Below are 24105 nucleotides of genomic sequence, written 5' to 3'. Positions count from 1 at the left end.
CCGGCCCGGAGCCGCCGGACCGGCCGGAATGGAGACCCCTAACGCCCATGGATCCCACCGTCTTCTGGTATGTCCTCGCCGCCATCCTGGTCCTGGTCGGGCTGGCCGGCGTCATCCTCCCCGCCCTGCCGGGCCTGCCGCTGGTCTTCGTCGGCATGCTGCTGGCGGCCTGGGCCGGGGATTTCGAGCGGATCGGACCGCTGGTGCTGGTGCTGCTCGGCCTGCTGACCGTGTTGTCGATCGTGGCCGACTTCCTCGCCACCGCCGCCGGCGCCAAGCGGGTCGGCGCCGGGCCGATGGCGGTCTGGGGCGCGGCCCTGGGCACCCTGGCCGGCCTGTTCTTCGGCCCGCTGGGCCTGATCGCCGGCCCGTTCATCGGCGCCCTGCTCGGCGAGTTGTGGCATACCCGGGCCCTGCGCCGCGCCGCCCATGTCGGCCTGGCCACCTGGGTGGGCCTGCTGCTGGGCACGGTGCTCAAGCTGGCCCTGGCCTTCGCCATGCTCGGCCTGTTCGTGCTGGCCTGGTTCTTCTGATTCCCTATTCATCTGTACAGGAGATGCTCTTGAAACGGATCCCGCCCCTCGCCCCGCTGGCCTGTGCCCTCGCTGGCGGCATGGCGCCGGCTGCCGCCGCCCAGGAGATCGCCGCCCGCCCGGCCTCGGCCGAGGCCTGCCTGGCCATCGCCTCCGGCGCCCAGCGCCTGGCCTGCTACGACGCCGCGCTCGGCTACACCACGCCCGGCCCGGCCGAGGCCGACCGCGCCGCCGAGGATGCGGCGGCCAACATCCAGCGCGCGCAGGAACAGGCCGAGGCGGACACCGCCGGGACGAAACGGCGCCCGCTGGAACTGTTCCGCAACGAGGACCTGGGCAGCGATCCGGCCGATGCCCGCGCCCTGGCCAACGCCGGCCGGGGGGCGCTGCTGGACAGCCGTTGGGAACTGGCCAAGGACTCCAAGCTCGGCATCTTCCAGCTGCGCGCCTACAAGCCGGTGTACGCGCTGCCGGCGTTCTGGACCAGCAAGCCGAACACGCGCCCGCATTCGCCCAACCCGAACAACACCGTCACCACGCCTGAGGAGCTGGACAGCGTCGAGGCCAAGTTCCAGATCAGCTTCAAGACCAAGCTGGCCGAGGACCTGTTCGGCGACAACGGCGACATCTGGGCCGGCTACACCCAGAGCTCGCGCTGGCAGGCCTACAACTCGGAGATCTCGCGCCCGTTCCGCGAGACCAACTACGAACCGGAAGTGATGCTGGTGTTCCGCAACAACTACAGCCTGTTCGGCTGGAAGGGGCGGATGATGGGCGTGGGCATCAACCACCAGTCCAACGGCCGCAGCGACCCGCTCTCGCGCAGCTGGAACCGGGTGATCTTCACTGCCGGCCTGGACCGCGAGAACTGGGCCTTCGTGGTCCGCCCCTGGTACCGCGTCAGCGAGGGCGCGCGCGACGACAACAATCCGGATATCGAGGACTACATCGGCCGCGGCGACGCGATGCTGGTGTACAACCGCAACGGCCACGAGCTGAGCCTGACCGGTCGCCACTCGCTGCGCGGCGGCGACCGCTCGCACGGCTCGCTGCAGTTGGACTGGGGCTTCCCGATCAGCAACCTGCTGCGCGGCCACGTGCAGGTGTTCGACGGCTACGGCGAGAGCCTGATCGACTACAACCACCGCGCCACGTACATTGGCGTCGGTTTCGCACTGCTGGAGTGGTTCTGAGGATGGCCGCCGACAAGGGCAAGGTGACGATCTGGCACAACCCGCGCTGCGGCAACTCGCGCGGCGCGCTGCAGCTGCTGCGCGAACGCGGCATCGAGCCGGAGGTGGTCGACTACCTTGCGAATCCGCCGGACCGCGCGACATTGCTGGAGGTCGCCACCGCCAGCGGCGTCGGCCTGCGCGGCCTGGTCCGCGACAAGGAAGCGGTGTTCGCCGAGCTCGGCCTGGGCGGCGCCGACGACGCGACCCTGCTGGACGCGATGCTCGCCCACCCGATCCTGATCAACCGGCCGGTGGTCATCACCGCGCGCGGCACCCGCCTGTGCCGGCCGCCGGAGAAGGTGCTGGAACTGCTGGACTGAGGGCAGGACAGCGCGTGCTGCGGAGGCGGCGTCCGCCTGGGCGCCGCGGCCCCGGCGACTCCTCCGGAGCGTGGCGCCGCCACGATGACCACTGGCGTCGAGCGGCGTCCGGCTCAGGTCCAGTCGCTGATGCCCTCGCGCCGGTAGACCTCGGCGAAGCTGGGCAGCGACTTCATCCGCGTCGCGTACTCGCGCAGCACCGGCCAGCTGTCGGTCGGTTTGGGCATGTTGCGCGACCAGCGCATCAGCATGGTCATGACGAAATCCACCGCGGTGCGCTGTGCGCCGAGCATGTACGGGCCGCCCTGGCGTTCGAGGTGGCCGGCCACCTGCTGCCACGCCACCTCCAGCGCCGCGCGCGCCGGCGCCTTTGCCGCTTCCTGGTACTCCGCTCCGGCCGGCTCCGCCGGATAGAACCAGGCGCGGTAGTGCGGCATCAGCGTGTACACGCAGAAGCACATCCAGCGGTAGTAGTCGCCGCGCGCCGGCGTGCCCGGCGCCGGCGCCAGACCGGCCTGCGGGTACAGGTCGGCCAGGTGCATGGCGATCGCCGCGGACTCGGTGAGCACCTGGCCGTCGATCACCAGCGTCGGCACGCGGCCGGCGGGGTTGAGCGCCAGGTACTCGGGCGACTTCTGCTCGCGCCGGTCGAAATCCAGCTGGCGCAGCTCGTGTTCGATGCCCAGTTCGATCAGCAGCCAATGCACCACCAGCGAGGCGGTGCTTGGGGAACCGTAGAGGACGACGGGCATCGCGCAGCTCCTGCGGGGGGAAGCGGCGATTATGGCCCTGCCCGGGCGCAAGAAGAACGGGCCGGCATCGCTGCCGGCCCGCCTGTCCAGTCCGATGTCGCGTGGCCTCAGGCCACGATCACCGGGATCTTGCCGATCTTCGCCTGCCACTGGCGCGGACCGGTCCTGTGCACCGATTCACCGGTGGAATCCACGGCGACGGTCACCGGCATGTCCTTGACCTCGAACTCGTAGATCGCCTCCATGCCCAGGTCCTCGAACGCGACCACGCGCGAGGCCTTGATCGCCTTGGACACCAGGTAGGCCGAGCCACCCACGGCCATCAGGTACACGGCCTTGTTGTCGCGGATGGCCTCGATCGCCGCCTCGCCGCGCTCGGCCTTGCCGACCATGCCCAGCAGGCCGGTCTGCTCCAGCATCTGCCGGGTGAACTTGTCCATGCGGGTGGCGGTGGTCGGGCCGGCCGGGCCGACGACCTCCTCGCGCACCGGATCGACCGGGCCGACGTAGTAGATGAAGCGGTTGGTGAAGTCCACCGGCAGCTCCTCGCCGCGGTTGAGCATGTCGACCATGCGCTTGTGCGCGGCGTCGCGGCCGGTCAGCAGCTTGCCGTTGAGCAGCAGCACCTCGCCCGGCTTGAACCTGGCCACTTCCTCGCGGGTGATGGTGTCGAGGTCGACGCGGCGGGCGTTGGTCGGGTTGTAGGTCAGCTTCGGCCAGTCCTCCAGCGACGGCGGGTCGAGGGCGACCGGGCCGCTGCCGTCCAGGGTGAAGTGCGCATGGCGGGTGGCGGCGCAGTTGGGGATCATCGCCACCGGCAGGTTGGCCGCGTGGGTCGGGTAATCCTTGATCTTGATGTCCAGCACCGTGGTCAGGCCGCCCAGGCCCTGGGCACCGATGCCCAGCGCGTTGACCTTCTCGTACAGCTCCAGGCGCAGCTCCTCGACCCGGTTGGACGGGCCGCGGGCGATGAGGTCCTGGATGTCGATCGGCTCCATCAGCGCTTCCTTGGCCAGCAGCATCGCCTTCTCGGCGGTGCCGCCGATGCCGATGCCGAGCATGCCCGGCGGGCACCAGCCGGCGCCCATGGTCGGCACGGTCTTCATCACCCAGTCCACGATCGAATCGGACGGGTTGAGCATGGCGAACTTGCTCTTGGCCTCCGAGCCGCCGCCCTTGGCCGCGACGATCACGTCGACCCGGTTGCCGGGGACGATCTTGACGTTGACCACGGCCGGGGTGTTGTCGCGGGTGTTCAGGCGCCTGCCGGCCGGGTCGGCCAGCACCGAGGCGCGCAGCTTGTTGTCCGGGTGGTTGTAGGCGCGGCGCACGCCCTCGTTGACCATGTCCTCCACGCCCATGGTCGCGTCGTCCCAACGCACGTGCATGCCGATCTCGAGGAACACGGTGACGATGCCGGTGTCCTGGCAGATCGGGCGGTGGCCCTCGGCGCACATGCGCGAGTTGATCAGGATCTGCGCCATCGCGTCCTTGGCCGCGGGCGATTCCTCGCGCTCGTACGCGGCGGCGAGGTTCCGGATGTAGTCGACCGGGTGGTAGTAGCTGATGTACTGCAGCGCGTCGGCGACGGACTGGATCAGGTCTTCCTGCCTGATCGAAACCGGGGTGGAGGACACGGAAGCGGGGGAAGCGGTCACGGCTGGCTCTTGGCGGGCGGAAAACCCGCCCATTTTAGGTCAAAGTGGGTCCCCGGCCGGCGGCTGTCACACCGGCACACGCTGTTCCGTCCTGGGATCCATGGAACCTGTTGATCCTTTCCATCGACATCGGCCGCGCCTGCTGGCCCTCGCCTACCGCCTGCTCGGGATCCGGGCCGACGCCGAGGACCTGGTCCAGGACGCCTGGCTGCGCTGGCACCAGGCCGACCGCGCCGCGATCGCCGATCCGGAAGCCTGGCTGGTGACCACCACCACCCGCCTGGGGATCGACCGCCTGCGCGCCGCCCGGCGCCGGCGCGAGGCCTATCCGGGACCCTGGCTGCCGGAACCGGCATCGATCGACCCAGACACCCCCGCCGCGAACGAGGCCGCCGACGACGCCCCCGGCCTGGCACGGGCGCTGGAACGGGCCGAGGAGGTCCCGCTCGCCTTCCTGGCCGTGCTGGAGCGGCTGGGTCCGGAGGAGCGCGCGGCGTTCCTGCTGCGCGAAGTGTTCGAGCACGACTACGCCGCGATCGCCGCCTTGCTGGAACGCAGCGAGGCCGCGTGCCGGCAGATCGTGCACCGGGCGCGCGTCCGGGTCGCCGAGGCGCGGCCACACTTCGGCGTCGATCCGCGCCAGCACCGGCGCCTGCTCGAGAAGTTCATGCATGCCGCGCGCGAGGGCGACCGCGAGGCGCTGCGGGCGCTGCTCCATGCCGACGCGCGGCTGGTCTCCGACGGCGGCGGCAAGGCGCTGGCGGCGATCCGGCCGCTGCACGGCGCCGAGCGTATCGCCCGGCTGTACTGGGCGGTGGCGCGCCGGCACGACCCCACGGTGCGCTGGCAGCTGGGCCGGGCCAACGGCGAACCGGCCATCCTGCGCTACCGCGACGGGCAGCTGGTGGGGGTCACCGTAGCCACCATCGAGGGCGGGCGGATCACCGCGCTGTACACCGTCGCCAACCCGGACAAGCTCGCTGTCACAGGCGCAGCGCCCGGGACGTCCTGGGGGTGAAGGCGGCCATGGTGGCCGCCGGAGCCCAAGCGCATGAACTTCCATCGCGTCGAATACCCGAAACTCGTCCCTGCCGCTTTCAAGGCGCTGTACGCCGCCAGCAATGCCGTGCACGCGGGCGCCCTCGAACCCGCCCTGGTCGAGCTGGTCTTCCTGCGCGTGTCGCAGGTCAACGGCTGCGCCTACTGCATGGACATGCACGGCACCGTGCTGCGCAAGGCCGGCGTCGATCCGCGCAAGCTCGACACCCTGGCCGGCTGGCGCGACAGCCGCTTCTTCGACGCGCGCGAGCGCGCCGCCCTGGACTGGGCCGAGGCGCTGGCCACCCTGCCCTCCGGCGCGCCGGACGATGCGGGCTACGAAGCCCTGCAGGCGCATTTCGACGAGGCCGGCATCGCCACGCTGACCATGGCCGTGGCGCTGATCATCGCCTGGAACCGGCTGGGCGTGCGCCTGCGGCCCGAGCTGCCGTAGGCGGCCGCACTCAGCCCTGCGCGTCGAAGCGCGAGCGCAGGGCCTGGCGGTAGCGCCGGCTGCACGGCAGCACGCTGCCGTCCTTCAGGTGCACGCGGGCGTCGCCGCTGTCCAGCGGCTCGATCGAGGCGACCTGGCCCAGCGCGACCAGGTGGCTGCGGTGGATCCGCGCGAACCGGCGCGGATCCAGTTGCTCCTCGACCCGCGCCAGGGTGCTGCGCAGCGGATAGTCGCGGCCGCGCACGTGCAGGTTCACGTAGTTGCCCGAGGCCTGCAGCCATTCGACCTCGTCGATCGCCACCAGGAACTCGCGGCCCAGCTTGCGCACCAGGAAGCGCTCCGGGCGCGGCGCCGGCCCGGGCGCCGGGCCGTCCTCCTCCACGCCGGTACCTGGCAGGCTGGCCTCGCCCTGCCAGCGCCGCATCAGGAAGCGGTAGCCCTCCATCAGCACCACCATGCCGGCGAAGCCGCGCACGTCCTTCAGGTACTCGTAGAGCAGGCCCCGAGGCCAGGAGCCGAAATCGTACTGGCTGCCCATCGCCCGGTAGGCCAGCACGCGCAGGCCGACCATGGCCAGCACGTGGACCAGGCACAGGACCACGCTGGCGGCCAGGTACAGCGCCAGCCGCTGCCACAGCAGGTGCCAGTAGAACGGAAAGCGGCCGGTGAACCAAGCCGCCGCCGGGACCAGGACCAGTAGCCATACCAGCGCGCTGCTGCCTTCCCACACCACCGGCTCCCAGGCCGCCGAACCGGCGCCCAGACGGCGCAGGTCGATCAGGGTCGTGAGGCTGTTACCGAGGAAGTTGGCCAGGATCAGCGCGGTCCACAGCCCCGCTTCCACCCACGGTTTCCACGGAAGGTAACGCTGGTAGGACAGGGGCTGGCGCTGGAACGTCGCCTGTCCGGCTGGGGCCTGCTGCTGTGGCCGGCCATCGCACTGGGCCTGGCGCGCGTGCTGCTCATCGGCCGTTTCGGGTCGACCCATGCCCTGGTGGACGACTGGTACAACCATGTCCAGTACTTCGGCGTGTTCCTGCTCGGCTTCCTGGTCGCGCGCCGCGACGGCTTCTGGGACGCGGCCGTGCGCCTGCGCTGGCCGGCGCTGCTGCTGTGGCTGGCCACCTGGGCCGCGCAGGCCGGCTACATGGCCGCGTACGCCGACAGCGATCCGCCGCAGGCACTGCGCCTGGCGATGCGCATCGCCTGGGGCCTGGACCAGTGGGCCGCGATCGTGGCGGTGCTCGGCTTCGCCCGCCACTGGGCACCCGGCGACAGCAGGGCGCTGCGTTACCTGGTGCCGGCGGTGTTTCCGGTCTACATCCTCCACCAGACGGTGATCGTGGTCGCCGCACACAACCTGCAGCCGCTCGGCCTGGCGCCGGCAGTCGAAGGGCCGCTGCTGGTCCTGCTCACCTTCGCCGCCTGCTTCGGCGCCTACGAGGTGATCCGGCGGGTGCCGCCGCTGCGGCCGCTGTTCGGCTTGAAGCCGGGCGCGGAGCGCGCCGGATGCGTGCTGCCCGGCTCCAATCCGGCGACGCGGTGAGCGGCGCCCACGGCAGGCTCGACCAACAGCGAAGTCGCGGCCTCGACCCCACGCCCGGCCGCGCCCGTATACTCGGCCTGTTCGGGTTGTAGTTCGAAGGTACCGGCCCAGCCGGCACCGCGACAGGGGGAACCTGGCAAGGCTGCCTCGTGCAGCAACACGCCCGCGTCGGCAGGACGCGGGCGGCTGGTCCTGCCTGCGCCGCACGCTGCGGCCCGGCGCGTTTCCTCCCGACCAGCACCAGACCATGTCCAGACTCCAGTTCCCGCGGTGCCCCCTCGCTTCCAGGCTGCTGGCCGTGGTGCTGACGATGGCGATGGCGGAGGCGGCGGCGCAGGCCGCCGAGGTCGAACCGGCCGAGGACGCCGTGTACCGCTGCCTGGGCATCCGCGAAAGCCAGCCGCGCGAGGCGATCGCGCTGTCCGAATCGCTGCTGGCGCGGAGCGACCTGGACAAGCTGCAGCGGATCAAGGCATTCGCCTGCAAGGGCGTGGCCGAGGTGATGGCCGGCGAGATCCAGCAGTCGCAGGCCACGGCCGCCGCAATGGAGGAAGCGATCGAGGACGCGCCGGAGCTGGAACCGGGCGACCGCCTGCGCGCGATCTCGCACGTCGGCCGGATCCTGCACGAAGGCGCGCAGATCCACCGCGCCAGCGAGGTCTACGAGCGGGTGATCGCCATCGGCGCCAGCGTCGGTGGCGAGGACGCCACCCGGGTGCAAGCCACCACCTTCAACAACATCGGCCTGATCCACGCCGACTTCCTCGATTCGGCGGAGGCCGCCGACGGCTATTACCGCCAGGCCATGGAGCTGTACGACTCGATCGGCGAGCGCAGCGTGGCCACCCTGTACAACATCGGGGTCAACCAGCTGCGGCAGGGCGACCGGGCCGGTGCGCTGGAGACGTTCCGCGAGGCCGCCGCGCTGGTGGCGAAGGAGTCGGGCAAACGGGTCATCGCCCTGCGCATCGACAGCGCGCTGGCCGAGCTCAAGCCGGGCCTGGACGTGTCGACCCGGCTGGCCCGCCTGGAGGCGATCCGCCGCCAGCAGGCCAGTGTCTCCGACACCATCTTCGAAGGCATCACCCTGGCGCGGATGGCGGTGCTGGAGGCGCAGGCGTCGCAGCCGCAGCGCGCGCTGGCCGACGCCGAACGCAGCCTGGAGCTGGTCGGCAACTCGCGCACGCCCCCCGACATCTACTTCGCCCTGGACGCGCTCACCGAGGTCCACGCCGTGCTGGGCAACACCCGGCAGGCGCTGGAATACGCCACGCGCAAGCACGCGATGAAGCAGCAGGCGCTGCGCCAGCAGCGCATGGACATGCTGGCCACCCTGCAGGCCGGCACCCACGACCTGGCCACCCAGCTGGAACTGGAACGCATGCGCCACGCCGAACAGATCCGGCGCCTGCAGGAGCAGCGCGCGCGCACGCTGCGCACGGCCGCGATCGTGGGCCTGGCGCTGGCCCTGCTGGGTACCGTCGCCGTGGTCCTGCTGCAGCGCCGCCGCCAGCGCCAGCTGCGCATCCTCAGCGAACGTGACGCGCTCACCGGCCTGGCCAACCGCCATGCCGCCACCGCCGCGCTCGACACGATGGCGACGCGGCATCCGGGCGGCGCCCGCGACGTGCTGTTCCTGGTCGACATCGACCACTTCAAGCAGATCAACGACCGCCTCGGCCACGACGCCGGCGACCGCGTGCTGGTCGAAGTGGCCGCGCGCCTGCGCACCGCCTGCGGGCCCGGCGACCTGGTATCGCGCTGGGGCGGCGAGGAATTCCTGGTCGCCTGCCACGGCCTGTCGCCGGACCAGGCCGGCCAGGTCGCCGAGCGCCTGCGCAAGGCACTGCGCTACACCCTGCGCGTGGACGGTGGCAGCTGCGACGTCAGTGCTTCGGTCGGCCTGGCGCCGGCGCCGTTCTTCGAGACGCCCGATGGCGAAGCCGCCTACCGCTGGGACCGTGCCCTGCGCATGGCCGACCGCGCCCTCTACGTGGCCAAGCAGCGCCGCGACGCGTGGGTGGGCTACTGGGGCGGGCAGCTGCCCGCCGGCGCCGACGACGATCCGATCGCCGCGGATCCGGAAACCAGCCCGCACGTGACGCGGATGCCCTCACCAGCGGCGGATTCGCCGTCGCCGCAACCCCACAGCGTCGTCGCCGATCCGGCCTGAGCGCGCGGCAGGCGTGCGCCCGCCCGGTCAGGCCGGCGCGAGGTGCTCGACCAGCAGCTGGATCGCCTGCCCGCCGCGGTAGTCGTCGGGCGCGAGCCGGTAGGCCAGGTGCAGGTGCGGCGCCGGCGGCGTGCCGCGCCAGCCGCCGAAGTGGATCGCCGCCAGCTGCTCGCGTCGCGACGGATGGCGCAGGCCCAGCCTCAGGTGGCGCTCGCCTACCCGGCGCCAGTCCAGCACCTCGAAGTGGCCGTCGAACAGCGGCTCCGGGAAGCCCTGCCCCCACGGCCCGCCATCGCGCAGGGCCTCGGCATGGAAGCGGTCGAACTCCTGCGGCAGCAGTTCGCCGTCGCTGAGCAGTTCGGCCTGCAACAGCGTATCGTCGAGCACCGCGCGCGCGTGCGCCAGCCACGCCTGCTCGAACGCGGGCAGCCGGTCCAGCGCCAACGTCAGCCCGGCGGCCATCGCATGTCCACCGAAGCGCTCGATCAGCCCGGGATGGGCGCTGTCCACCGCAGCCAGCGCATCGCGGATATGGAAGCCGGGAATCGAACGCGCCGAGCCACGCAGCGTGGTCGCGCCCGGCTCGGCCGGGGCGAACGCCAGCACCGGGCGGTGCAGGCGTTCCTTGATCTTCGAGGCCACCAGGCCGACCACGCCCGGATGCCACTCCGGATCGAACAGGCACGGCGCCAGCGGCGGCTCGCCCTCTTCCAGCCGCGCGCGCGACAGCGCGGCTTCGGCCGCATCGGTCATGTCCTGCTGCACGGCGCGACGCTCGGCATTGATCTGCTCGAGGATGCCGGCAAGTTCCATCGCCCGCTGTGGTTCGTCGGTGAGCAGGCATTCGATGCCCAGCGCCATGTCCTCGAGACGACCTGCGGCGTTGAGGCGCGGGCCGATGGCGAAGCCGATATCGGCGGCGGTCAGGCGGCTGGCGTCGCGACCACAGGCCTGGACCAGCGCGCGCAGGCCCGCGCAGCCCTGGCCCATGCGCAGGCGGCGCAGGCCGGCGGCGACCAGGGCGCGGTTGTTCGCGTCCAGCGGCACCAGGTCGGCGACCGTGCCTACCGCGACCAGGTCCAGCAGCGTGGTCAGGTCCGGCTCGCCAGCGGCGAACGCGCCGGCCTCGCGCATGCGCCGGCGCAGCGCCAGCAGCAGGTAGAAGACCACGCCGACGCCGGCCAGCGCCTTGCTCGGGAACGCGTCGCCGGGCAGGTTCGGATTGACGATGGCATCGGCCGCCGGCAGGCGCGGCCCGGGCAGGTGGTGGTCGGTGACCACGACCTGCCAGCCGCGTGCGCGCGCCGCCTCGATGCCGGCGTGGCAGGCGATGCCGTGGTCGACGGTCAGCAGCAGGTCCGGCTGCAGCGGCGCGAGTTCGGCGACCAGCGCCGGCGACAGGCCGTAGCCGTGGACCATGCGGTTGGGCACCGCGTGCGAGACGCGGCGCGCGCCGAGCATGCGCAGGCCGCGCACGCCGGTGGCGCAGGCGGTGGCGCCGTCGCAATCGAAATCGCCGACGACCAGGATGTGGCGGTCGGCGCGGATGGCTTCGTGGAGCAGCGCGGTCGCCGCATCGAGGCCGTGCAGCGCGTCGGGCGGCAGCAGGCCGGACAGGCGCGGCCGCGCCAGGTCGGGGCTGTGCGCGCCGCGCGCGGCGTAGATCCGGCGCAGCAACGGGGGAATGGCATCGGGCCAGACGCCACCCGATTCCACGCCGGGGCGCCTGACGATCCGCGGCGCCGCCATCTCAGACGGCGTCCGCGGCCAGGCTCAGGCTGGCCAGCGGCCGGCGCCAGAACTGCCAGCGGCGCTGGCCGCGGCGCAGGCTCAGGCTGGCACCGTCCTCGAAATCCAGCTCCAGCATGTCGTACTCGCCGCGCTCCATCGACTGCAGCAGCGGCGGCAGCACCTGGCCGGCCAGCAGGTCCAGGCTGCGCACGCGGCGCATATCGACCAGGCTGTCGCCGGCCGGACCGTCGCCGGGCGAGGCCGGGGTGGCGATCGCGGCGCCGGCCATCTGCGCCAGGCCCTGCAGCAGCGGGTCCTGGCTGCGCACGTGCAGGTAACGCGACTGCACGGCGTCGGGCAGCTGTCCGGCACCCCAGAACCACAGCGCATTCACCGCCGGCTTGCCCAGCGCGGCGCGTTCGCGGTTGCGCGGATGCTGGTGCAGCGCCACCTGCACCTCGGTGATCAGCGCGCGCCAGCGTCGCGCCGCGGCTTCCTCGCCCTGCGGCAGCGCCGCGAACAGGTCCTCGCCCAGCGCCTCGTCGGGCCCCGGCAGCGGCGGCAGGCGCGTGCCCGCCGGCAGGCGCAGGTACCAGCGCGCCGGATGCGGTGCGTCGAGCGCGAAACCGGCGTCGCCGAACAACGGGCGCAGTGCTGGCAGGAAGGCCTGCAGGTCGTCGCCGTCCAGGGCGAGGTTCTCGCCCCAGCCGAGCAGGCGCGCGCCGGTGAGGTCCGGGGCCACGTAGGCCGGATCGGCGCGCAGCCAGATCTCGTCGGCGGCCACGGCCGGGCCGTCGCCGGCATCGACCAGGCGGGTCAGCGCGGCTACCGGCCAGTGGTCCGGCAACAGGCGGAAATGGCGCGCCAGCTGCGCGCGCGTCCCCGCCTCGCCGGATCCATGGTCGGCGCGCGCCAGCACCCTGCCGACGGGCACCGGCAACGGGCCCGGCAGGCGGGTCCGTTCCGGCAGCAGCAGGGTGATGGTCGCCATCAGCCGAGGTAGGCCACGCCGGCGATTTCGTACTCGCGCTTGCCGCCGGGCGCGTCGATCACGATCGCGTCGCCCTCCTCCTTGCCGATCAGCGCACGCGCCACCGGCGAGGAGATCGCGATCAGGCCCTGCTTGATGTCGGCTTCCAGGTCGCCGACGATCTGGTAGCGCACTTCCTCGTCGGTCTCGACGTCGGCCAGGGTCACGGTGGCGCCGAACACGACCTTGCTGCCGGCGTTGAGCTTGGTCACGTCGATCAGGTCGGCGTGCGACAGCTCGCTTTCCAGCTGCTTGATCCGGCCTTCGATGAAGCCCTGCTGTTCGCGCGCGGCGTGGTACTCGGCGTTCTCCTTGAGGTCGCCGTGGCCGCGTGCCTCGGCGATCGCGGCGATCACCTCGGGGCGCTTCACCGTCTTCAGGTACTCGAGTTCCTCGCGCAGGCGCTGGGCGCCCTTGAGGGTCATCGGGGCTCTCACGATTGCAGCTCCTTGTGCAGCTCCTGCAGCGACCAGACCGGGCCGGTGCCGCGGAATTCAAGCGAATGCACCAGCGCCCTGGCGCCGGCGATGGTGGTCGAATAGGTCACGCGCTGCTGCAGCGCCTCGCGGCGGATCGAGAACGAATCGGCGATCGCCGCGCGGCCTTCGGTGGTGTTGACGATGTAGTTGATCTCGCCGTTCTTGATCGAGTCGACGATGTGCGGGCGGCCCTCGGCCACCTTGTTCACCACCGTGCATTCGATGCCGTGCTCCTGCAGCCACGCCGCGGTGCCGCGGGTGGCGACCAGGCTGAAGCCGCGCTCCAGCAGCGCGCGGGCGACCGGCAGCACCCGCTTCTTGTCCGGGTCGCGGACCGAAACGAAGGCCTTGCCCGGCTGCGGCGCCTTGATGCCGCCGGCTTCCTGCGCGCGCGCCATCGCCGCGCCGAAGCTGCGGCCCACGCCCATCACCTCGCCGGTGGAACGCATCTCCGGGCCGAGGATCGGGTCCACGCCCTGGAACTTGGCGAACGGGAAGATCGCTTCCTTGACCGAGTAGTAATCCGGCACGACTTCCTTCGTCGCCCCCTGCTCGGCCAGGGTCCGGCCGGCCATGCAGCGCGCGGCGATCTTGGCCAGGGCCACGCCGGTGGCCTTGGACACGAACGGCACGGTCCGCGAGGCGCGCGGGTTCACTTCCAGCAGGTAGACGGTGTCGTCGCCGTCCTCGTTGGTCTGGATCGCGAACTGGGTGTTCATCAGGCCGACGACGTTGAGCGCCTTGGCCAGCTCGACGACCTGGCGGCGCAGCTCGTCCTGGGTGGCGGCCGACAGCGAGTACGGCGGCAGCGAGCACGAGGAGTCGCCCGAGTGCACGCCGGCCTCCTCGATGTGCTCCATCACGCCGCCGACCAGGGTGGCGCCGGTGGCGTCGGCGATCAGGTCGACGTCCACTTCCACGGCGTTGTCGAGGAAGCGGTCCAGCAGCACCGGCGAGTCGTTGGAGACCTTCACCGCGTCGCGCACGTAGCGGGCCAGGTCGGCCTCGCCGTAGACGATCTCCATGGCGCGGCCGCCGAGCACGTAGCTCGGGCGCACCACCAGCGGGTAGCCGATCTCGCGTGCCAGCGCCAGCGCCTCGTCGGCGGTGCGCGCGGTACGGTTCGGCGGCTGCTTCAGGCCCAGCTTCTCGACCAGCTGCTGGAAGCGCTCGCGGTCCTCGGCCAGGTCGATGGAATCCGGGCTGGTGCCGATCACCGGCACGCCGTTGGCCTCCAGCGCGCGCGCCAGCTTCAGCGGGGTCTGGCCGCCGTACTGCACGATCACCCCCTTCGGCTGCTCCAGCTCGACGATCTCCAGCACGTCCTCGAGCGTCAGCGGCTCGAAGTACAGGCGGTCGGAGGTGTCGTAGTCGGTGGAGACCGTCTCCGGGTTGCAGTTGACCATGATGGTCTCGTAGCCGTCCTCGCGCAGGGCAAGGGCGGCATGGACGCAGCAGTAGTCGAACTCGATGCCCTGGCCGATGCGGTTGGGACCGCCGCCGAGGATCATGATCTTCTCGCGGTCGGACGGATTGGCCTCGCACTCGTCCTCGTAGGTCGAGTACAGGTAGGCGGTGCTGGTGGCGAACTCGGCGGCGCAGGAGTCCACGCGCTTGTACACCGGACGCACCTTGTGCGCGCGGCGCAGGGCGCGGATCGCGGCCTCGTTGGTGCCGGTCAGCTGGGCCAGGCGCGCGTCGGAGAAGCCGTCGCGCTTGAGCTTGCGCAGGCGCTTCGCGTCCAGCGTGTCCAGGCCTTCGGCGGCCACGCGCTTCTCCTCCTGGATGATCTCCTCGATCTGGTCCAGGAACCACGGGTCGATGAACGACAGCGCGTGGATGTCCTCCACGCTCATGCCGGCGCGGAAGGCGTCGGCGACGTAGAACAGCCGCTCCGGGCCCGGCGCCTTCAGCTCCCGGCGCAGGGTGGCCAGGTCGTCCTCGTCCGCCAGGTCCAGGCCGGTGGGATCGAAACCGACCTTGCCGGTCTCCAGGCCGCGCAGGGCCTTCTGCACCGACTCGCGGAAGGTGCGACCCATGGCCATCACCTCGCCCACCGACTTCATCTGGGTGGTCAGGCGCGCGTCGGCCTGCGGGAACTTCTCGAAGGCGAAGCGCGGGATCTTGGTGACCACGTAGTCGATCGCCGGCTCGAACGAGGCCGGGGTCTTGCCGCCGGTGATCTCGTTCTTCAGCTCGTCCAGGGTGTAGCCCACGGCCAGCTTGGCCGCGACCTTGGCGATCGGGAAGCCGGTAGCCTTGGAGGCCAGCGCCGAGGAACGCGACACGCGCGGGTTCATCTCGATGACCACGACGCGGCCGGTCTGGGCGTTGATGCCGAACTGCACGTTCGAACCGCCGGTGTCCACGCCGATCTTGCGCAGCACCGCGATCGAGGCATCGCGCAGGCGCTGGTACTCCTTGTCGGTCAGGGTCTGCGCCGGGGCGACGGTGATCGAGTCGCCGGTGTGCACGCCCATCGGGTCCAGGTTCTCGATCGAGCAGACGATGATGCAGTTGTCCGCCTTGTCGCGGACCACCTCCATCTCGAACTCCTTCCAGCCCAGCACCGATTCCTCGATCAGGACCTCGTGCACCGGCGACAGCTCGAGGCCGCGCTTGACGATGTCCTCGAACTCCTCCCGGTTGTAGGCGATGCCGCCGCCGCTGCCGCCCAGGGTGAAGGACGGGCGGATGATGGTCGGATAGCCGACCTTGACCTGGATCTCCACGGCCTGCTCGAAGCTGCGCGCCACCTCGGCCTTCGGGCATTCCAGGCCGATCTCCTGCATCGCCACGCGGAACAGCTCGCGGTCCTCGGCCATGCGGATGGCCTCGCGCGAGGCCCCGATCAGCTCGACGCCGTACTTCTCCAGCACGCCGTGGTCGGCCAGGTCCAGCGCGCAGTTCAGCGCGGTCTGGCCGCCCATCGTCGGCAGCAGCGCGTCCGGGCGCTCCTTGGCGATGATCTTCTCGACCGTCTGCCAGTTGATCGGCTCGATGTACACCGCGTCGGCGGTGTCCGGGTCGGTCATGATCGTCGCGGGGTTGCTGTTGACCAGCACCACGCGATAGCCCTCCTCGCGCAACGCCTTGCACGCCTGCGCGCCCGAGTAGTCGAACTCGCAGGCCTGGCCGATGACGATCGGGCCGGCGCCGATGATGAGGATGGTCTGGATGTCGCTGCGCTTGGGCATTTCGCTCTCTTGCTCGGTCCCTGATCAGGGGCTCAGGGGGTGCCGGCCGTGGACGCCTTCGCGCCCGGGCCGATGTACTTGTCGAAGAAGGCAAGCATCTTCGTGTAGAGGTTCACGTTGTTCTCGACGTCGCGGAAGCCGTGCCCTTCCTTGGGCTCGACCACCACCAGCTCGGGCTTCTTGCCGACCTTGTCCATCTGCGAGACCAGGAAGTTCATGTTCTTGATCGGCACGCGCACGTCCTTGGCGCCGTGGACCAGCATCACCGGGGCCTTGAGCCGGTCCACGCCGTACGCGGGGGACTGCGCCGTGCGCTCGGCCTTGGTCGGCGGATAGACGTCCTTGAGGTAGTTGCGCCCGTACTCGTGGTCGGCGAAGTCGGCGTCGCGCTGCGCGTCCAGGTCGTACACGCCGACGTAGCCGACCGTGCAGCGGTACAGGTCCGGCTCGCGCACCGCGCTCATCAGCGCCGCGTAGCCGCCGTAGGAGGCGCCGTAGATGCAGACGCGGTCCGGGTCGGCGATGCCCTGGGCGATGGCCCAGCGCACGCCGTCGGTGAGGTCGTCCTGCATGGCCGTGCCCCACTTGCGGTAGCCCAGGCCCTCGAAGGCGTTGCCGTAGCCACCCGAGCCGCGGTAGTTGATCTGCAGCACCGCGTAGCCGCGGTTGGCGAACAGCTGCACCTCGGGGTTGAAGCCCCACTCGTCGCGCGGGCCGTGCGGGCCGCCGTGCGGGTTGACGATCAGCGGCAGCTTGCGGCCATCGCTGCCGGAGGGGATGGTGATGTAGCCGTGCAGCTGCAGGCCGTCGCGCGCCTTGAAGGCGACCGGCTTCATCGGCGACATCTCCGCCGGCTTGATCCATTCCATGCTGCCGGCCAGGAAGGTGGCCTTGCCGCTCTCGCGGTCGAACAGGAACGCCTCCGACGGCATGGTGTCGGCGTACACGCGCATCGCCAGGTAGCGACCGTCGTCGGAGGGACGCAGGAAGCGCACCGCCTTGCCCGGGAAGGCCTTGACCAGGCCGGCGTAGACCTTGGTCTCCGGATGCTCGGGCGCGATCCAGTCCCAGTACGGGATGCCGTCCTCGTACCACACGCCCAGCAGGGTTTTGCGGTCGGCGCTCCACAGGTAGCCCGACGGGCTGACCGTGCCGTTGTTCGACAGCGGGGTCTCCTCGCGGGTCTCGGTGTCGAGCAGCACGATCGATTCCGGCTTGCCCTCCTCGCCCTTGGCCATGTACACGCGGCGGTTGTCGGCGGCGAAGCCCAGCGGGAAGTAGGTGGCGCCGTTGCGCTCGCTCTCGTGGACCAGGGTCCACTTGTCGCCGTCGCGGCGGTAGGTGACGTTGCGGCCGTCGTTCATCGCGCCGGAGACGAAGCGCACGTTCCGGTCATGGTCGACCAGGAAGCTGCCCATCTCCACCGGCGCGGTGGCGACGGTGACCAGGCGGCCGTTGTAGACGTCCAGCTTGGACAGGTAGGACGCCTCGATCGAGCGCTCGACCAGGATCGTGCGCGGATCCTCCGGGGTCAGGCTGACGATGTTGTAGTAGGCGCCGTTGGGGATGTCGATGCGCTGGGTGCCATCGATGTTCGACGCGTACAGGTCGCCCTTCGAGGTCTGGAAGTCGAAGCGGCCGGTCTTGAAGTTCACGTAGAACAGCAGGCGCTCGTTGTTGGCCCACAGCACCTGGCTGAAGTGCCGGTTCGGGCCGTAGTCCCACTTGCCGACCACGCCCTTGTCGGACACGCGCAGCACCGCCAGCACCGTGCGGTCTTCCTGCGGCACGGTGATGGCCATGTGCTTGCCGTCCGGGGAGATGCTGACCGAGGTGAACTCCGGATCCTTGAAGAAATCGCGGATCGGCACCTCGCGCGCGGATGCGGCCGAGGCGCACGCCAGCAGGACCAGCAGCACAAATCCATTCAGAAAGCGCATTCCCTTACCTCCCCTTGGTGGTTGCATCCATCCTGTCGGCCAGGCGGCGCTCAGGCCACCATCGAAGCCACGAAACGGTCGAACAGCGGGGCCGCGTCGTGCGGACCCGGCGAGGCCTCCGGGTGGCCCTGGAACGAGAACGCCGGCGCGTCGGTCAGCTCGATGCCCTGGTTGGTGCCGTCGAACAGCGAGCGGTGGGTGACCCGCACGTTGGCCGGCAGCGTGGTCTCGTCGACCGCGAAGCCGTGGTTCTGCGAGGTGATCATCACCCGGCCGCTGTCCAGGTCGATCACCGGGTGGTTGGCGCCGTGGTGGCCATGGCCCATCTTCACCGTCCGCGCACCGGCGGCCAGCGCCAGCAGCTGGTGGCCCAGGCAGATGCCGAACAGCGGCACCTTCTTCGCCACGAACTCGCGGGTCGCGGCGATCGCGTAGTCGCACGGCTCAGGGTCGCCCGGGCCGTTGGACATGAACACGCCGTGCGGCTGCATCGCCAGCACCTCGGCGGCCGGGGTCTGCGCCGGGACCACGGTCACGTCGCAGCCACGCTCGGCGAGCATGCGCAGGATGTTGGTCTTCACGCCGAAGTCGTAGGCGACGACCTTGAACTTCCTGTCGGCGCTGACGAAGGCGTTGCGGTCCAGGTCCAGCTGGCCCTCGCTCCACGCATAGGCCTCGGTGGTGCTGACCACCTTGGCCAGGTCCATGCCCTTCAGGCCGGGGAACTTGCGCGCCGCTTCCAGCGCCTGCTCGACGTCGATCCGGCCGGCCATCAGCGCGCCGTTCTGGGCGCCGCGCTCGCGCAGGATGCGGGTCAGCTTGCGGGTGTCGATGCCGGCGATGGCGACCACGCCGCGGTGGACCAGCCAGTCCTGCAGCGAAGCCTGGCTGCGCCAGTTGCTCGGGCGGCGCGGCACGTCGCGCACGATCAGGCCGGCCGACCAGACCTGGCGGGCCTCGTCGTCCTGGTCGGTGCAGCCGGTGTTGCCGATGTGGGGATAGGTCAGGGTGACCAGCTGTCGGGCATAGGAGGGATCGGTCACGATCTCCTGGTAGCCGGTCATGGCGGTGTTGAACACCACTTCGCCGACCGACAGGCCGCTGGCGCCTACGGATTCGCCCTCGAACACGGTGCCGTCTTCGAGGACGAGGATTGCGGGTTGGGTCACGTCGTTCGCCCTAGGTGTGGGGGAGCCCTGTCGCCGCCGGCAGTTTCTGGATGCCGGGCTGCAAAAAACCGCGGACTGGCGTTTCTTCCGGTCCGGGCGTGGGGTAACAGGCGAGCGGGAATTGTACCGGCGAAGGCCGCAAAAGGGAACGGCGACAAGGCCTCCGCGCCCCCTGTTCAGCTGTCTCCGAACAGCAGCCCTCGCATGCTGTACAGGCCCGCGGGGCGGCCATGGAGGCGGCTGGCGGCCTGCAGCGCGCCGCGGGCGAAGATGTCGCGGTTGCTGGCCCGGTGGACCAGTTCGATGCGTTCGCCCTGTCCTGCCAGCTGGACCAGGTGCTCGCCGACGATGTCGCCGGCGCGCAGGCTGGCGTAGCGCGGGGTGGCGCCACCGCGGGCGGCCGATTCGCCCAGGGTCAGGGCGGTACCGGAAGGCGCATCCTTCTTGTGCACGTGGTGGGACTCGACGATGTCGCAGTCCCAGTCCGGCAGGGCGCGGGCGGCGCGCTCGACCAGCTCGTCCAGCACCGCCACGCCGACGCTGAAGTTCGACGCCCACAGCAGCGGGATCGAGGCCGCAGCCGCCGCGAGCGCCTCGCGCTGGGCCGGGGCCAGGCCGGTGGTGCCGGACACCAGGGCGGCACGCCGCGCCACGCACAGCTGCAGCAGCGGGGCCACGCCCTCCGGCAGGCTGAAGTCGATCGCCACGTCGAACGCCGGCACCCCGCCCAGTTCGGCGGCGGCGAAGAACGGCACGCCGTCGACCACCCGCTGCGTGGGCGCGCGCCCGGTGACCGCGGCGACCACCTGCCAGGTTTGCGGAGCGTCGCCGGCCAGGCGCAGCAGCGCCTGGCCCATGCGGCCGGAGGCGCCATGGATGAGGACCCGCAGGGGCGTGTTCATAGGACCGGCAGGCTAGCCGCCGGCGGGACCCGCGGGCAAGCCCGCGGCCGTCGCGGCGCGCCGGGGGCCTTACCAGACCAGGTCGTCGGGCACCTGGTAGCGCGGATCGGCGTACGGATCTTCCTCGGCCGTGGCGTTGGGATCGACCTTCAGCGCCACCGCCTGCGGGAAGATGGTCCCCGCCTCTTCCAGCACCGCCGCCTCCACCAGCAGGTAGCGGCCGTTGAGCTGGACCACGCCCAGCTCGCCGGCGTTGAGCGCCTTGAGCTGGTCGGCGGTGACGTAGACGCGCTTGATCTTGCCGCCGTACTCGAAGTGGCGAGCGATGTCCGCCTCCTCGGCGTTGAGCGCCTTGCCCTGCAGCAGCGCCTCGAGCTTCGCGCGTGCCTCGCGACGCTGGCGCGCCTCTTCCTGCTTGCGCTGCTCGGCCTCGATGCGTTCCTGCTTCTCCTTCTGCGCGCGCAGCGCCCAGGCCTTGCCCAGGTCGATCTCCTCCTGCGTGCGCGCGGGCCTGCCCTGCGCCTGGCCGCCCTTGTGCGGCGTCCTGCCCTTGCCGTGGGCGCCGCCACGCGGGCCACCCTTGCCCTGCCCGGGCTTGCCCGGCTTGCGTTCGGGGGCGGGAGCGGCCTTGAAGCCGAGACTGAGCAGCTGGTCGCGGAGGGTATCGGTCATGTCGTTCGTGTATTGCCGGGGGACGCCCGGCGCGGCCGGGCGGAGTGCATCAATAGTGCGGCGGTGGCGGTTCGCTGGCCGGGTCGGCGTACAGCGCGCCGCGCAGGCCGCGCAGGTCGGCGAGCACGGCCTGCAGCAGCTCCTCGCTGCGCGCCCGTTCCAGCCGCGCCTGGGCGAGCTCCTCGCTCAGCTCGGCGATGGCGTGCTCCTGGAAGGCCAGGCGCGTTTCCAGCTCGACCAGGCGCTTCTCCAGGGCGTCGTCCGCGCCCGCCGGTTCCATCGGCGCCGGGCTCATGGCACGCGCACCGATCGGCCGCGGCCGATGCCGTAATAGGCCAGGCCCGCGGCCTCGACCTCTTCGGGGTCGTAGAGGTTGCGCCCGTCGAACACCACCGCGTCGCCCAGGGCCGCCTGCAGCCGCGCGAAATCCGGGCTGCGGAATTCCTTCCATTCGGTCATCACCACCAGCGCATCCGCTCCTTCAACTGCCGCCTGCGCGGACTCGCACAGGACCAGGCGGTCGCGACCGCCATACAGGCGCCGCGCCGCCGTCATCGCTTCCGGGTCGTAGGCGCGCACCGTCGCCCCGCCCTCCCACAACTGTTCCAGCAGGCGCCGGCTCGGCGCCTCGCGCATGTCGTCGGTGTTGGGCTTGAACGCCAGCCCCCACACCGCGAACACCTTGCCGCGCACGCCTTCGTCCTCGCCCCGGTCGTAATGGTGCTGGACCAGTTCGAACACGTGCGCCTTCTGCCGCTGGTTCACCGCTTCCACCGCTTCCAGCAGCTGCGCCTGGTAGCCGTGCTGGCGCGCGGTGCGCGACAGCGCCTGCACGTCCTTGGGGAAGCACGAGCCCCCATACCCGGCGCCGGGATAGATGAAGTGCCAGCCGATGCGGGGATCGGAACCGATGCCCTTGCGCACCGCCTCGACGTCCGCGCCGACCCGCTCGGCGATGTTGGCGATCTCGTTCATGAAACTGATCTTGGTCGCCAGCATGGCGTTGGCCGCGTACTTGGTCAGCTCGGCCGAACGCACGTCCATCACCACGAAGCGGTCGTGGTTGCGGTTGAACGGCGCGTACAGGCGGCGCATGCGCGCCACCGCGGCCGGGCTGTCGGCGCCGACCACGATCCGGTCCGGACGCATGCAGTCGGCGACGGCGTCGCCCTCCTTCAGGAACTCCGGGTTGGAGACCACGTCGAAGGGCACGTCCACGCCGCGCGCCTGCAGCTCCGCGGCGATCGTTTCGCGCACCCGGTCGGCCGTGCCCACCGGCACGGTCGACTTGTCCACCACCACCACCGGCAGCTCGAGGTGCCGGCCGATGGTGTGCGCCACCTCGAGCACGTGGCTGAGGTCGGCCGCACCATCCTCGTCCGGCGGCGTGCCCACGGCGATCACGATGATCTCGCCGTGGGCGACCGCGGCGGCCGCGTCGGTGGTGAAACGCAGGCGGCCGGCGGCATGGTTGGCCTTGACCATCGGCGCCAGGCCGGGCTCGTAGATCGGGACGTTGCCGCCCTGCAGGCCCTGCACCCGCGCCGCGTCGACGTCCACGCACACGACCTCGTGGCCGACCTCGGCCAGGCAGGTGCCGGTGACCAGACCGACGTAACCGGTGCCGAAGATCGCGACGCGCATGCCGCTGCCGTAATTACCGGCTTACTGGGCGATGCCCAGCAGCTCCACGTCGAAGGTCAGGGTCGCGTCCGGACCGATGACGCCGCCCGGGGCGCCGTTGGCGCCGTAGGCCAGGTCGGACGGGATCCAGAAGCGGTACTTCGCGCCCACCGGCATCAGCGCCACGCCTTCGGTCCAGCCGGCGATCACGCGGTTGAGCGGGAACTGCGCCGGCTCGCCGCGCGCGTAGGAGCTGTCGAACACGGTGCCGTCGAGCAGCTTGCCCTCGTAGTTCACGGTCACGGTGTCGCTCGGCAGCGGACGCGGGCCGCTGCCCTCGCGCAGGACCATGTACTGCAGGCCCGACGGGGTGGTCAGCACGCCCTTCTGTTGCTTGTTCCTGGCCAGGAAGGCGGCGCCTTCGCTGCGGTTCTTCTCCGCCGCGGCCTGCTGCTTGCTGGCCATGAAGGCCTGCAGGGTGGCCATCGCCTCCTGCTCGTTCATCAGCGGGGTGCCGGTCTTGCCGAGGCTGGTGCGCACGGCCTGCATCAGCACCGCGGTGTCGATCTGGTCCTTCATCGGCGCCAGCGACGGGCCGACGATGCGCTCGCCCAGCAGCAGGCCGACCTGCTCCTTCGACGGCGCCGGCGGCTGCGCGCCCGGCGGCAGGCCGGGGATGTTCTGGCCGTTGCGCGCGGCCACGGCCATGCGCAGCGCACCGTCGGTGGCCTGCGCGTCCTGCTCGGACTGGGTCGGTTCGCCGCCGGCGAATACGTGGTCGATCGCCTTCTGCATCGCGGCGAAGTCGATGTCCTGGCCGATCGCGTCGAACGAGCGGGCCACATCGAGGCCGATCGCGTAGCTGACCTTGTCCTTGTCGGTGGCCAGCGCGGCCTTGTCCTGTGCCACGGCCGCACCTGCCATCATGCCTGCTCCCATAACCAGCGACGCCAGAGCGCCGCGCATGCGGTTGTTCATTAAGGTTGTTCCCTGGAGGGTTGGATCGTTCGCCGGCAGGGGCCGGCGCGGCGCTCATTGTCGCATGCGCCGGCCTGCGTGGTACCGCGTGCGGGAAGACGGATTCAGCGCGACGGCGCTGACGCCTGCAGTTCGCGCTCGATCGCGGCCACCAGTTCCGGATCGTCGGGCTTGACCTTGCTCGGCCAGTTGCCGACCACGCGTCCGTCGCGCGAAACCAGGTACTTGTGGAAATTCCAGCCCGGCTCGACGCCGGTCGCCGCGCGCAGGCGCTGGTACAGCGGCGTGGCGTCCTTGCCGGTCACCTGCACCTTCTCGTACATCGGGAACTTCACCCCGTAGGTGAGCGTGCAGAACTCCTGGATCTCCTCCTCGCTACCGGGCTCCTGGCCGCGGAAGTCGTTGGACGGGAAGCCGAGCACCGCGAAACCGCGCGCCGCGTAGCGCTGCTGCAGCGCTTCCAGGCCCTCGTACTGCGGGGTGAAGCCGCATTTGCTGGCGGTGTTCACGATCAGCAGGACCTTGCCGCCCTGCTGCTGGTTCAGGTTGACCGGGGTTTTCCCGGCCAGCGGGCGGTACTCCACGTCCAGCAGGGACGGTGCCGCGGCCGCCGCCGGGACCCCGGAAGTCACCATGATAACCATTGCAATCAAGGACTTGACCGACATCTGTGCC

General features: G+C 70.9%; 22 protein-coding genes. 7 read left to right on the top strand and 15 right to left on the bottom strand.

What is annotated here, in order from left to right:
• The first annotated feature begins 47 nt into the window (after positions 1-47).
• The 3 genes from PSEJ35_RS0109910 (at position 48) to arsC (ending at position 2088) form a co-directional block, all read left to right on the top strand.
• Positions 48-533, top strand: coding sequence for a DUF456 domain-containing protein (locus tag PSEJ35_RS0109910; RefSeq protein ID WP_028917646.1), 486 nt, complete (start codon positions 48-50; stop codon positions 531-533).
• 80 nt (positions 534-613) lie between these two features.
• Positions 614-1726, top strand: coding sequence for a phospholipase A (locus PSEJ35_RS0109905; protein ID WP_051412633.1), 1113 nt, complete (start codon positions 614-616; stop codon positions 1724-1726).
• 2 nt (positions 1727-1728) lie between these two features.
• Positions 1729-2088, top strand: a complete 360-nt coding sequence (gene arsC / locus PSEJ35_RS0109900; protein ID WP_037082998.1) for an arsenate reductase (glutaredoxin) — start codon at positions 1729-1731, stop codon at positions 2086-2088.
• Between the two features lie 113 nt (positions 2089-2201).
• Here arsC and PSEJ35_RS0109895 read toward each other — a convergent pair whose 3' ends face one another.
• Together PSEJ35_RS0109895 and PSEJ35_RS0109890 are read right to left on the bottom strand one after the other, a co-directional pair.
• Complete coding sequence (locus PSEJ35_RS0109895; protein ID WP_028917643.1) at positions 2202-2840, bottom strand: glutathione S-transferase family protein; 639 nt, start codon at positions 2838-2840, stop codon at positions 2202-2204.
• A gap of 107 nt (positions 2841-2947) precedes the next feature.
• Positions 2948-4477: a fumarate hydratase gene (locus PSEJ35_RS0109890; RefSeq protein ID WP_028917642.1), complete on the bottom strand. Its 1530-nt coding sequence runs from the start codon at positions 4475-4477 to the stop codon at positions 2948-2950.
• A 121-nt stretch (positions 4478-4598) separates the two neighbouring features.
• Between PSEJ35_RS0109890 and PSEJ35_RS0109885 the strand changes: the two genes are divergently transcribed.
• Both PSEJ35_RS0109885 and PSEJ35_RS0109880 read left to right on the top strand, forming a co-directional pair.
• The gene (locus PSEJ35_RS0109885) at positions 4599-5516 is read left to right on the top strand and encodes an RNA polymerase sigma-70 factor (protein ID WP_028917641.1); all 918 of its coding nucleotides are present in this window, start codon (positions 4599-4601) and stop codon (positions 5514-5516) included.
• 33 nt (positions 5517-5549) lie between these two features.
• Complete coding sequence (locus PSEJ35_RS0109880) at positions 5550-5990, top strand: carboxymuconolactone decarboxylase family protein (RefSeq protein ID WP_028917640.1); 441 nt, start codon at positions 5550-5552, stop codon at positions 5988-5990.
• A gap of 10 nt (positions 5991-6000) precedes the next feature.
• Here the strand turns inward: PSEJ35_RS0109880 and PSEJ35_RS0109875 are convergent, their stop codons facing one another.
• Positions 6001-7005, bottom strand: a complete 1005-nt coding sequence (locus tag PSEJ35_RS0109875) for a LytTR family DNA-binding domain-containing protein (RefSeq protein ID WP_232207630.1) — start codon at positions 7003-7005, stop codon at positions 6001-6003.
• On the opposite strand from PSEJ35_RS0109875, the gene PSEJ35_RS15975 reads away from it, so the two are divergent.
• Both PSEJ35_RS15975 and PSEJ35_RS0109860 read left to right on the top strand, forming a co-directional pair.
• Positions 6946-7536: an acyltransferase family protein gene (locus PSEJ35_RS15975; protein ID WP_343122515.1), complete on the top strand. Its 591-nt coding sequence runs from the start codon at positions 6946-6948 to the stop codon at positions 7534-7536. The two genes, PSEJ35_RS0109875 and PSEJ35_RS15975, sit on opposite strands and share 60 nt — an antisense overlap.
• Positions 7537-7783: 247 nt before the next feature.
• The gene (locus PSEJ35_RS0109860) at positions 7784-9709 is read left to right on the top strand and encodes a diguanylate cyclase (protein WP_156924790.1); all 1926 of its coding nucleotides are present in this window, start codon (positions 7784-7786) and stop codon (positions 9707-9709) included.
• A 27-nt stretch (positions 9710-9736) separates the two neighbouring features.
• Here the strand turns inward: PSEJ35_RS0109860 and recJ are convergent, their stop codons facing one another.
• The 12 genes from recJ to PSEJ35_RS0109800 all read right to left on the bottom strand — a co-directional run bounded on the left by recJ (position 9737) and on the right by PSEJ35_RS0109800 (position 24098).
• Positions 9737-11458 (bottom strand): single-stranded-DNA-specific exonuclease RecJ, encoded by a 1722-nt coding sequence (gene recJ, locus PSEJ35_RS0109855; RefSeq protein ID WP_028917637.1) that lies wholly within the window; start codon positions 11456-11458, stop codon positions 9737-9739.
• A gap of 1 nt (position 11459) precedes the next feature.
• Complete coding sequence (locus PSEJ35_RS0109850) at positions 11460-12431, bottom strand: phosphoglycerate mutase (protein ID WP_028917636.1); 972 nt, start codon at positions 12429-12431, stop codon at positions 11460-11462.
• A complete protein-coding gene (gene greA, locus PSEJ35_RS0109845; RefSeq protein WP_024868772.1) occupies positions 12431-12907 on the bottom strand; it encodes a transcription elongation factor GreA in 477 nt (158 codons plus the stop codon). Before greA ends, PSEJ35_RS0109850 begins: the two co-directional genes overlap by 1 nt.
• On the bottom strand, positions 12904-16146 hold the full coding sequence (gene carB, locus PSEJ35_RS0109840) for a carbamoyl-phosphate synthase large subunit (RefSeq protein WP_028917635.1): 3243 nt from the start codon (positions 16144-16146) through the stop codon (positions 12904-12906). The genes greA and carB overlap by 4 nt, the downstream gene beginning before the upstream one ends.
• A gap of 32 nt (positions 16147-16178) precedes the next feature.
• Positions 16179-18086, bottom strand: coding sequence for a S9 family peptidase (locus PSEJ35_RS0109835; RefSeq protein ID WP_198014176.1), 1908 nt, complete (start codon positions 18084-18086; stop codon positions 16179-16181).
• Between the two features lie 50 nt (positions 18087-18136).
• A complete protein-coding gene (gene carA / locus PSEJ35_RS0109830; protein ID WP_028917633.1) occupies positions 18137-19255 on the bottom strand; it encodes a glutamine-hydrolyzing carbamoyl-phosphate synthase small subunit in 1119 nt (372 codons plus the stop codon).
• Positions 19256-19431: 176 nt separating this feature from the next.
• Positions 19432-20157 (bottom strand): 4-hydroxy-tetrahydrodipicolinate reductase, encoded by a 726-nt coding sequence (gene dapB, locus PSEJ35_RS0109825; protein ID WP_028917632.1) that lies wholly within the window; start codon positions 20155-20157, stop codon positions 19432-19434.
• 69 nt (positions 20158-20226) lie between these two features.
• Positions 20227-20829: a DUF2058 family protein gene (locus PSEJ35_RS0109820; RefSeq protein ID WP_028917631.1), complete on the bottom strand. Its 603-nt coding sequence runs from the start codon at positions 20827-20829 to the stop codon at positions 20227-20229.
• A gap of 49 nt (positions 20830-20878) precedes the next feature.
• Positions 20879-21109, bottom strand: a complete 231-nt coding sequence (locus PSEJ35_RS0109815) for a SlyX family protein (RefSeq protein ID WP_028917630.1) — start codon at positions 21107-21109, stop codon at positions 20879-20881.
• An 11-nt stretch (positions 21110-21120) separates the two neighbouring features.
• The gene (locus PSEJ35_RS0109810; RefSeq protein WP_028917629.1) at positions 21121-22473 is read right to left on the bottom strand and encodes a UDP-glucose/GDP-mannose dehydrogenase family protein; all 1353 of its coding nucleotides are present in this window, start codon (positions 22471-22473) and stop codon (positions 21121-21123) included.
• A 21-nt stretch (positions 22474-22494) separates the two neighbouring features.
• Positions 22495-23430 carry an FKBP-type peptidyl-prolyl cis-trans isomerase gene (locus tag PSEJ35_RS0109805; RefSeq protein ID WP_028917628.1) on the bottom strand — a complete coding sequence of 312 codons (936 nt, stop codon included), beginning with the start codon at positions 23428-23430 and terminating at the stop codon, positions 22495-22497.
• A gap of 104 nt (positions 23431-23534) precedes the next feature.
• Positions 23535-24098, bottom strand: coding sequence for a glutathione peroxidase (locus PSEJ35_RS0109800; RefSeq protein ID WP_028917627.1), 564 nt, complete (start codon positions 24096-24098; stop codon positions 23535-23537).
• Positions 24099-24105: the final 7 nt, after the last annotated feature.

The organism is Pseudoxanthomonas sp. J35 (assembly GCF_000513995.1).
Lineage (GTDB): Bacteria > Pseudomonadota > Gammaproteobacteria > Xanthomonadales > Xanthomonadaceae > Pseudoxanthomonas.
The sequence above is the reverse complement of the archived record's forward strand: the minus strand, read 5'-3'. Positions and strand labels throughout refer to the sequence as shown.

Coding starts and splice junctions, on each gene's coding strand:
- PSEJ35_RS0109910 (WP_028917646.1), top strand. CDS start 48: ATGGATCCCACCGTCTTCTGGTATGTCCTCGCCGCCATCCTGGTCCTG.
- PSEJ35_RS0109905 (WP_051412633.1), top strand. CDS start 614: ATGGCGCCGGCTGCCGCCGCCCAGGAGATCGCCGCCCGCCCGGCCTCG.
- arsC (WP_037082998.1), top strand. CDS start 1,729: ATGGCCGCCGACAAGGGCAAGGTGACGATCTGGCACAACCCGCGCTGC.
- PSEJ35_RS0109895 (WP_028917643.1), bottom strand. CDS start 2,840: ATGCCCGTCGTCCTCTACGGTTCCCCAAGCACCGCCTCGCTGGTGGTG.
- PSEJ35_RS0109885 (WP_028917641.1), top strand. CDS start 4,599: ATGGAACCTGTTGATCCTTTCCATCGACATCGGCCGCGCCTGCTGGCC.
- PSEJ35_RS0109880 (WP_028917640.1), top strand. CDS start 5,550: ATGAACTTCCATCGCGTCGAATACCCGAAACTCGTCCCTGCCGCTTTC.
- PSEJ35_RS0109875 (WP_232207630.1), bottom strand. CDS start 7,005: ATGGTTGTACCAGTCGTCCACCAGGGCATGGGTCGACCCGAAACGGCC.
- PSEJ35_RS0109860 (WP_156924790.1), top strand. CDS start 7,784: ATGTCCAGACTCCAGTTCCCGCGGTGCCCCCTCGCTTCCAGGCTGCTG.
- recJ (WP_028917637.1), bottom strand. CDS start 11,458: ATGGCGGCGCCGCGGATCGTCAGGCGCCCCGGCGTGGAATCGGGTGGC.
- PSEJ35_RS0109850 (WP_028917636.1), bottom strand. CDS start 12,431: ATGGCGACCATCACCCTGCTGCTGCCGGAACGGACCCGCCTGCCGGGC.
- carB (WP_028917635.1), bottom strand. CDS start 16,146: ATGCCCAAGCGCAGCGACATCCAGACCATCCTCATCATCGGCGCCGGC.
- PSEJ35_RS0109835 (WP_198014176.1), bottom strand. CDS start 18,086: ATGCGCTTTCTGAATGGATTTGTGCTGCTGGTCCTGCTGGCGTGCGCC.
- dapB (WP_028917632.1), bottom strand. CDS start 20,157: ATGAACACGCCCCTGCGGGTCCTCATCCATGGCGCCTCCGGCCGCATG.
- PSEJ35_RS0109820 (WP_028917631.1), bottom strand. CDS start 20,829: ATGACCGATACCCTCCGCGACCAGCTGCTCAGTCTCGGCTTCAAGGCC.
- PSEJ35_RS0109815 (WP_028917630.1), bottom strand. CDS start 21,109: ATGGAACCGGCGGGCGCGGACGACGCCCTGGAGAAGCGCCTGGTCGAG.
- PSEJ35_RS0109810 (WP_028917629.1), bottom strand. CDS start 22,473: ATGCGCGTCGCGATCTTCGGCACCGGTTACGTCGGTCTGGTCACCGGC.
- PSEJ35_RS0109805 (WP_028917628.1), bottom strand. CDS start 23,430: ATGAACAACCGCATGCGCGGCGCTCTGGCGTCGCTGGTTATGGGAGCA.
- PSEJ35_RS0109800 (WP_028917627.1), bottom strand. CDS start 24,098: ATGTCGGTCAAGTCCTTGATTGCAATGGTTATCATGGTGACTTCCGGG.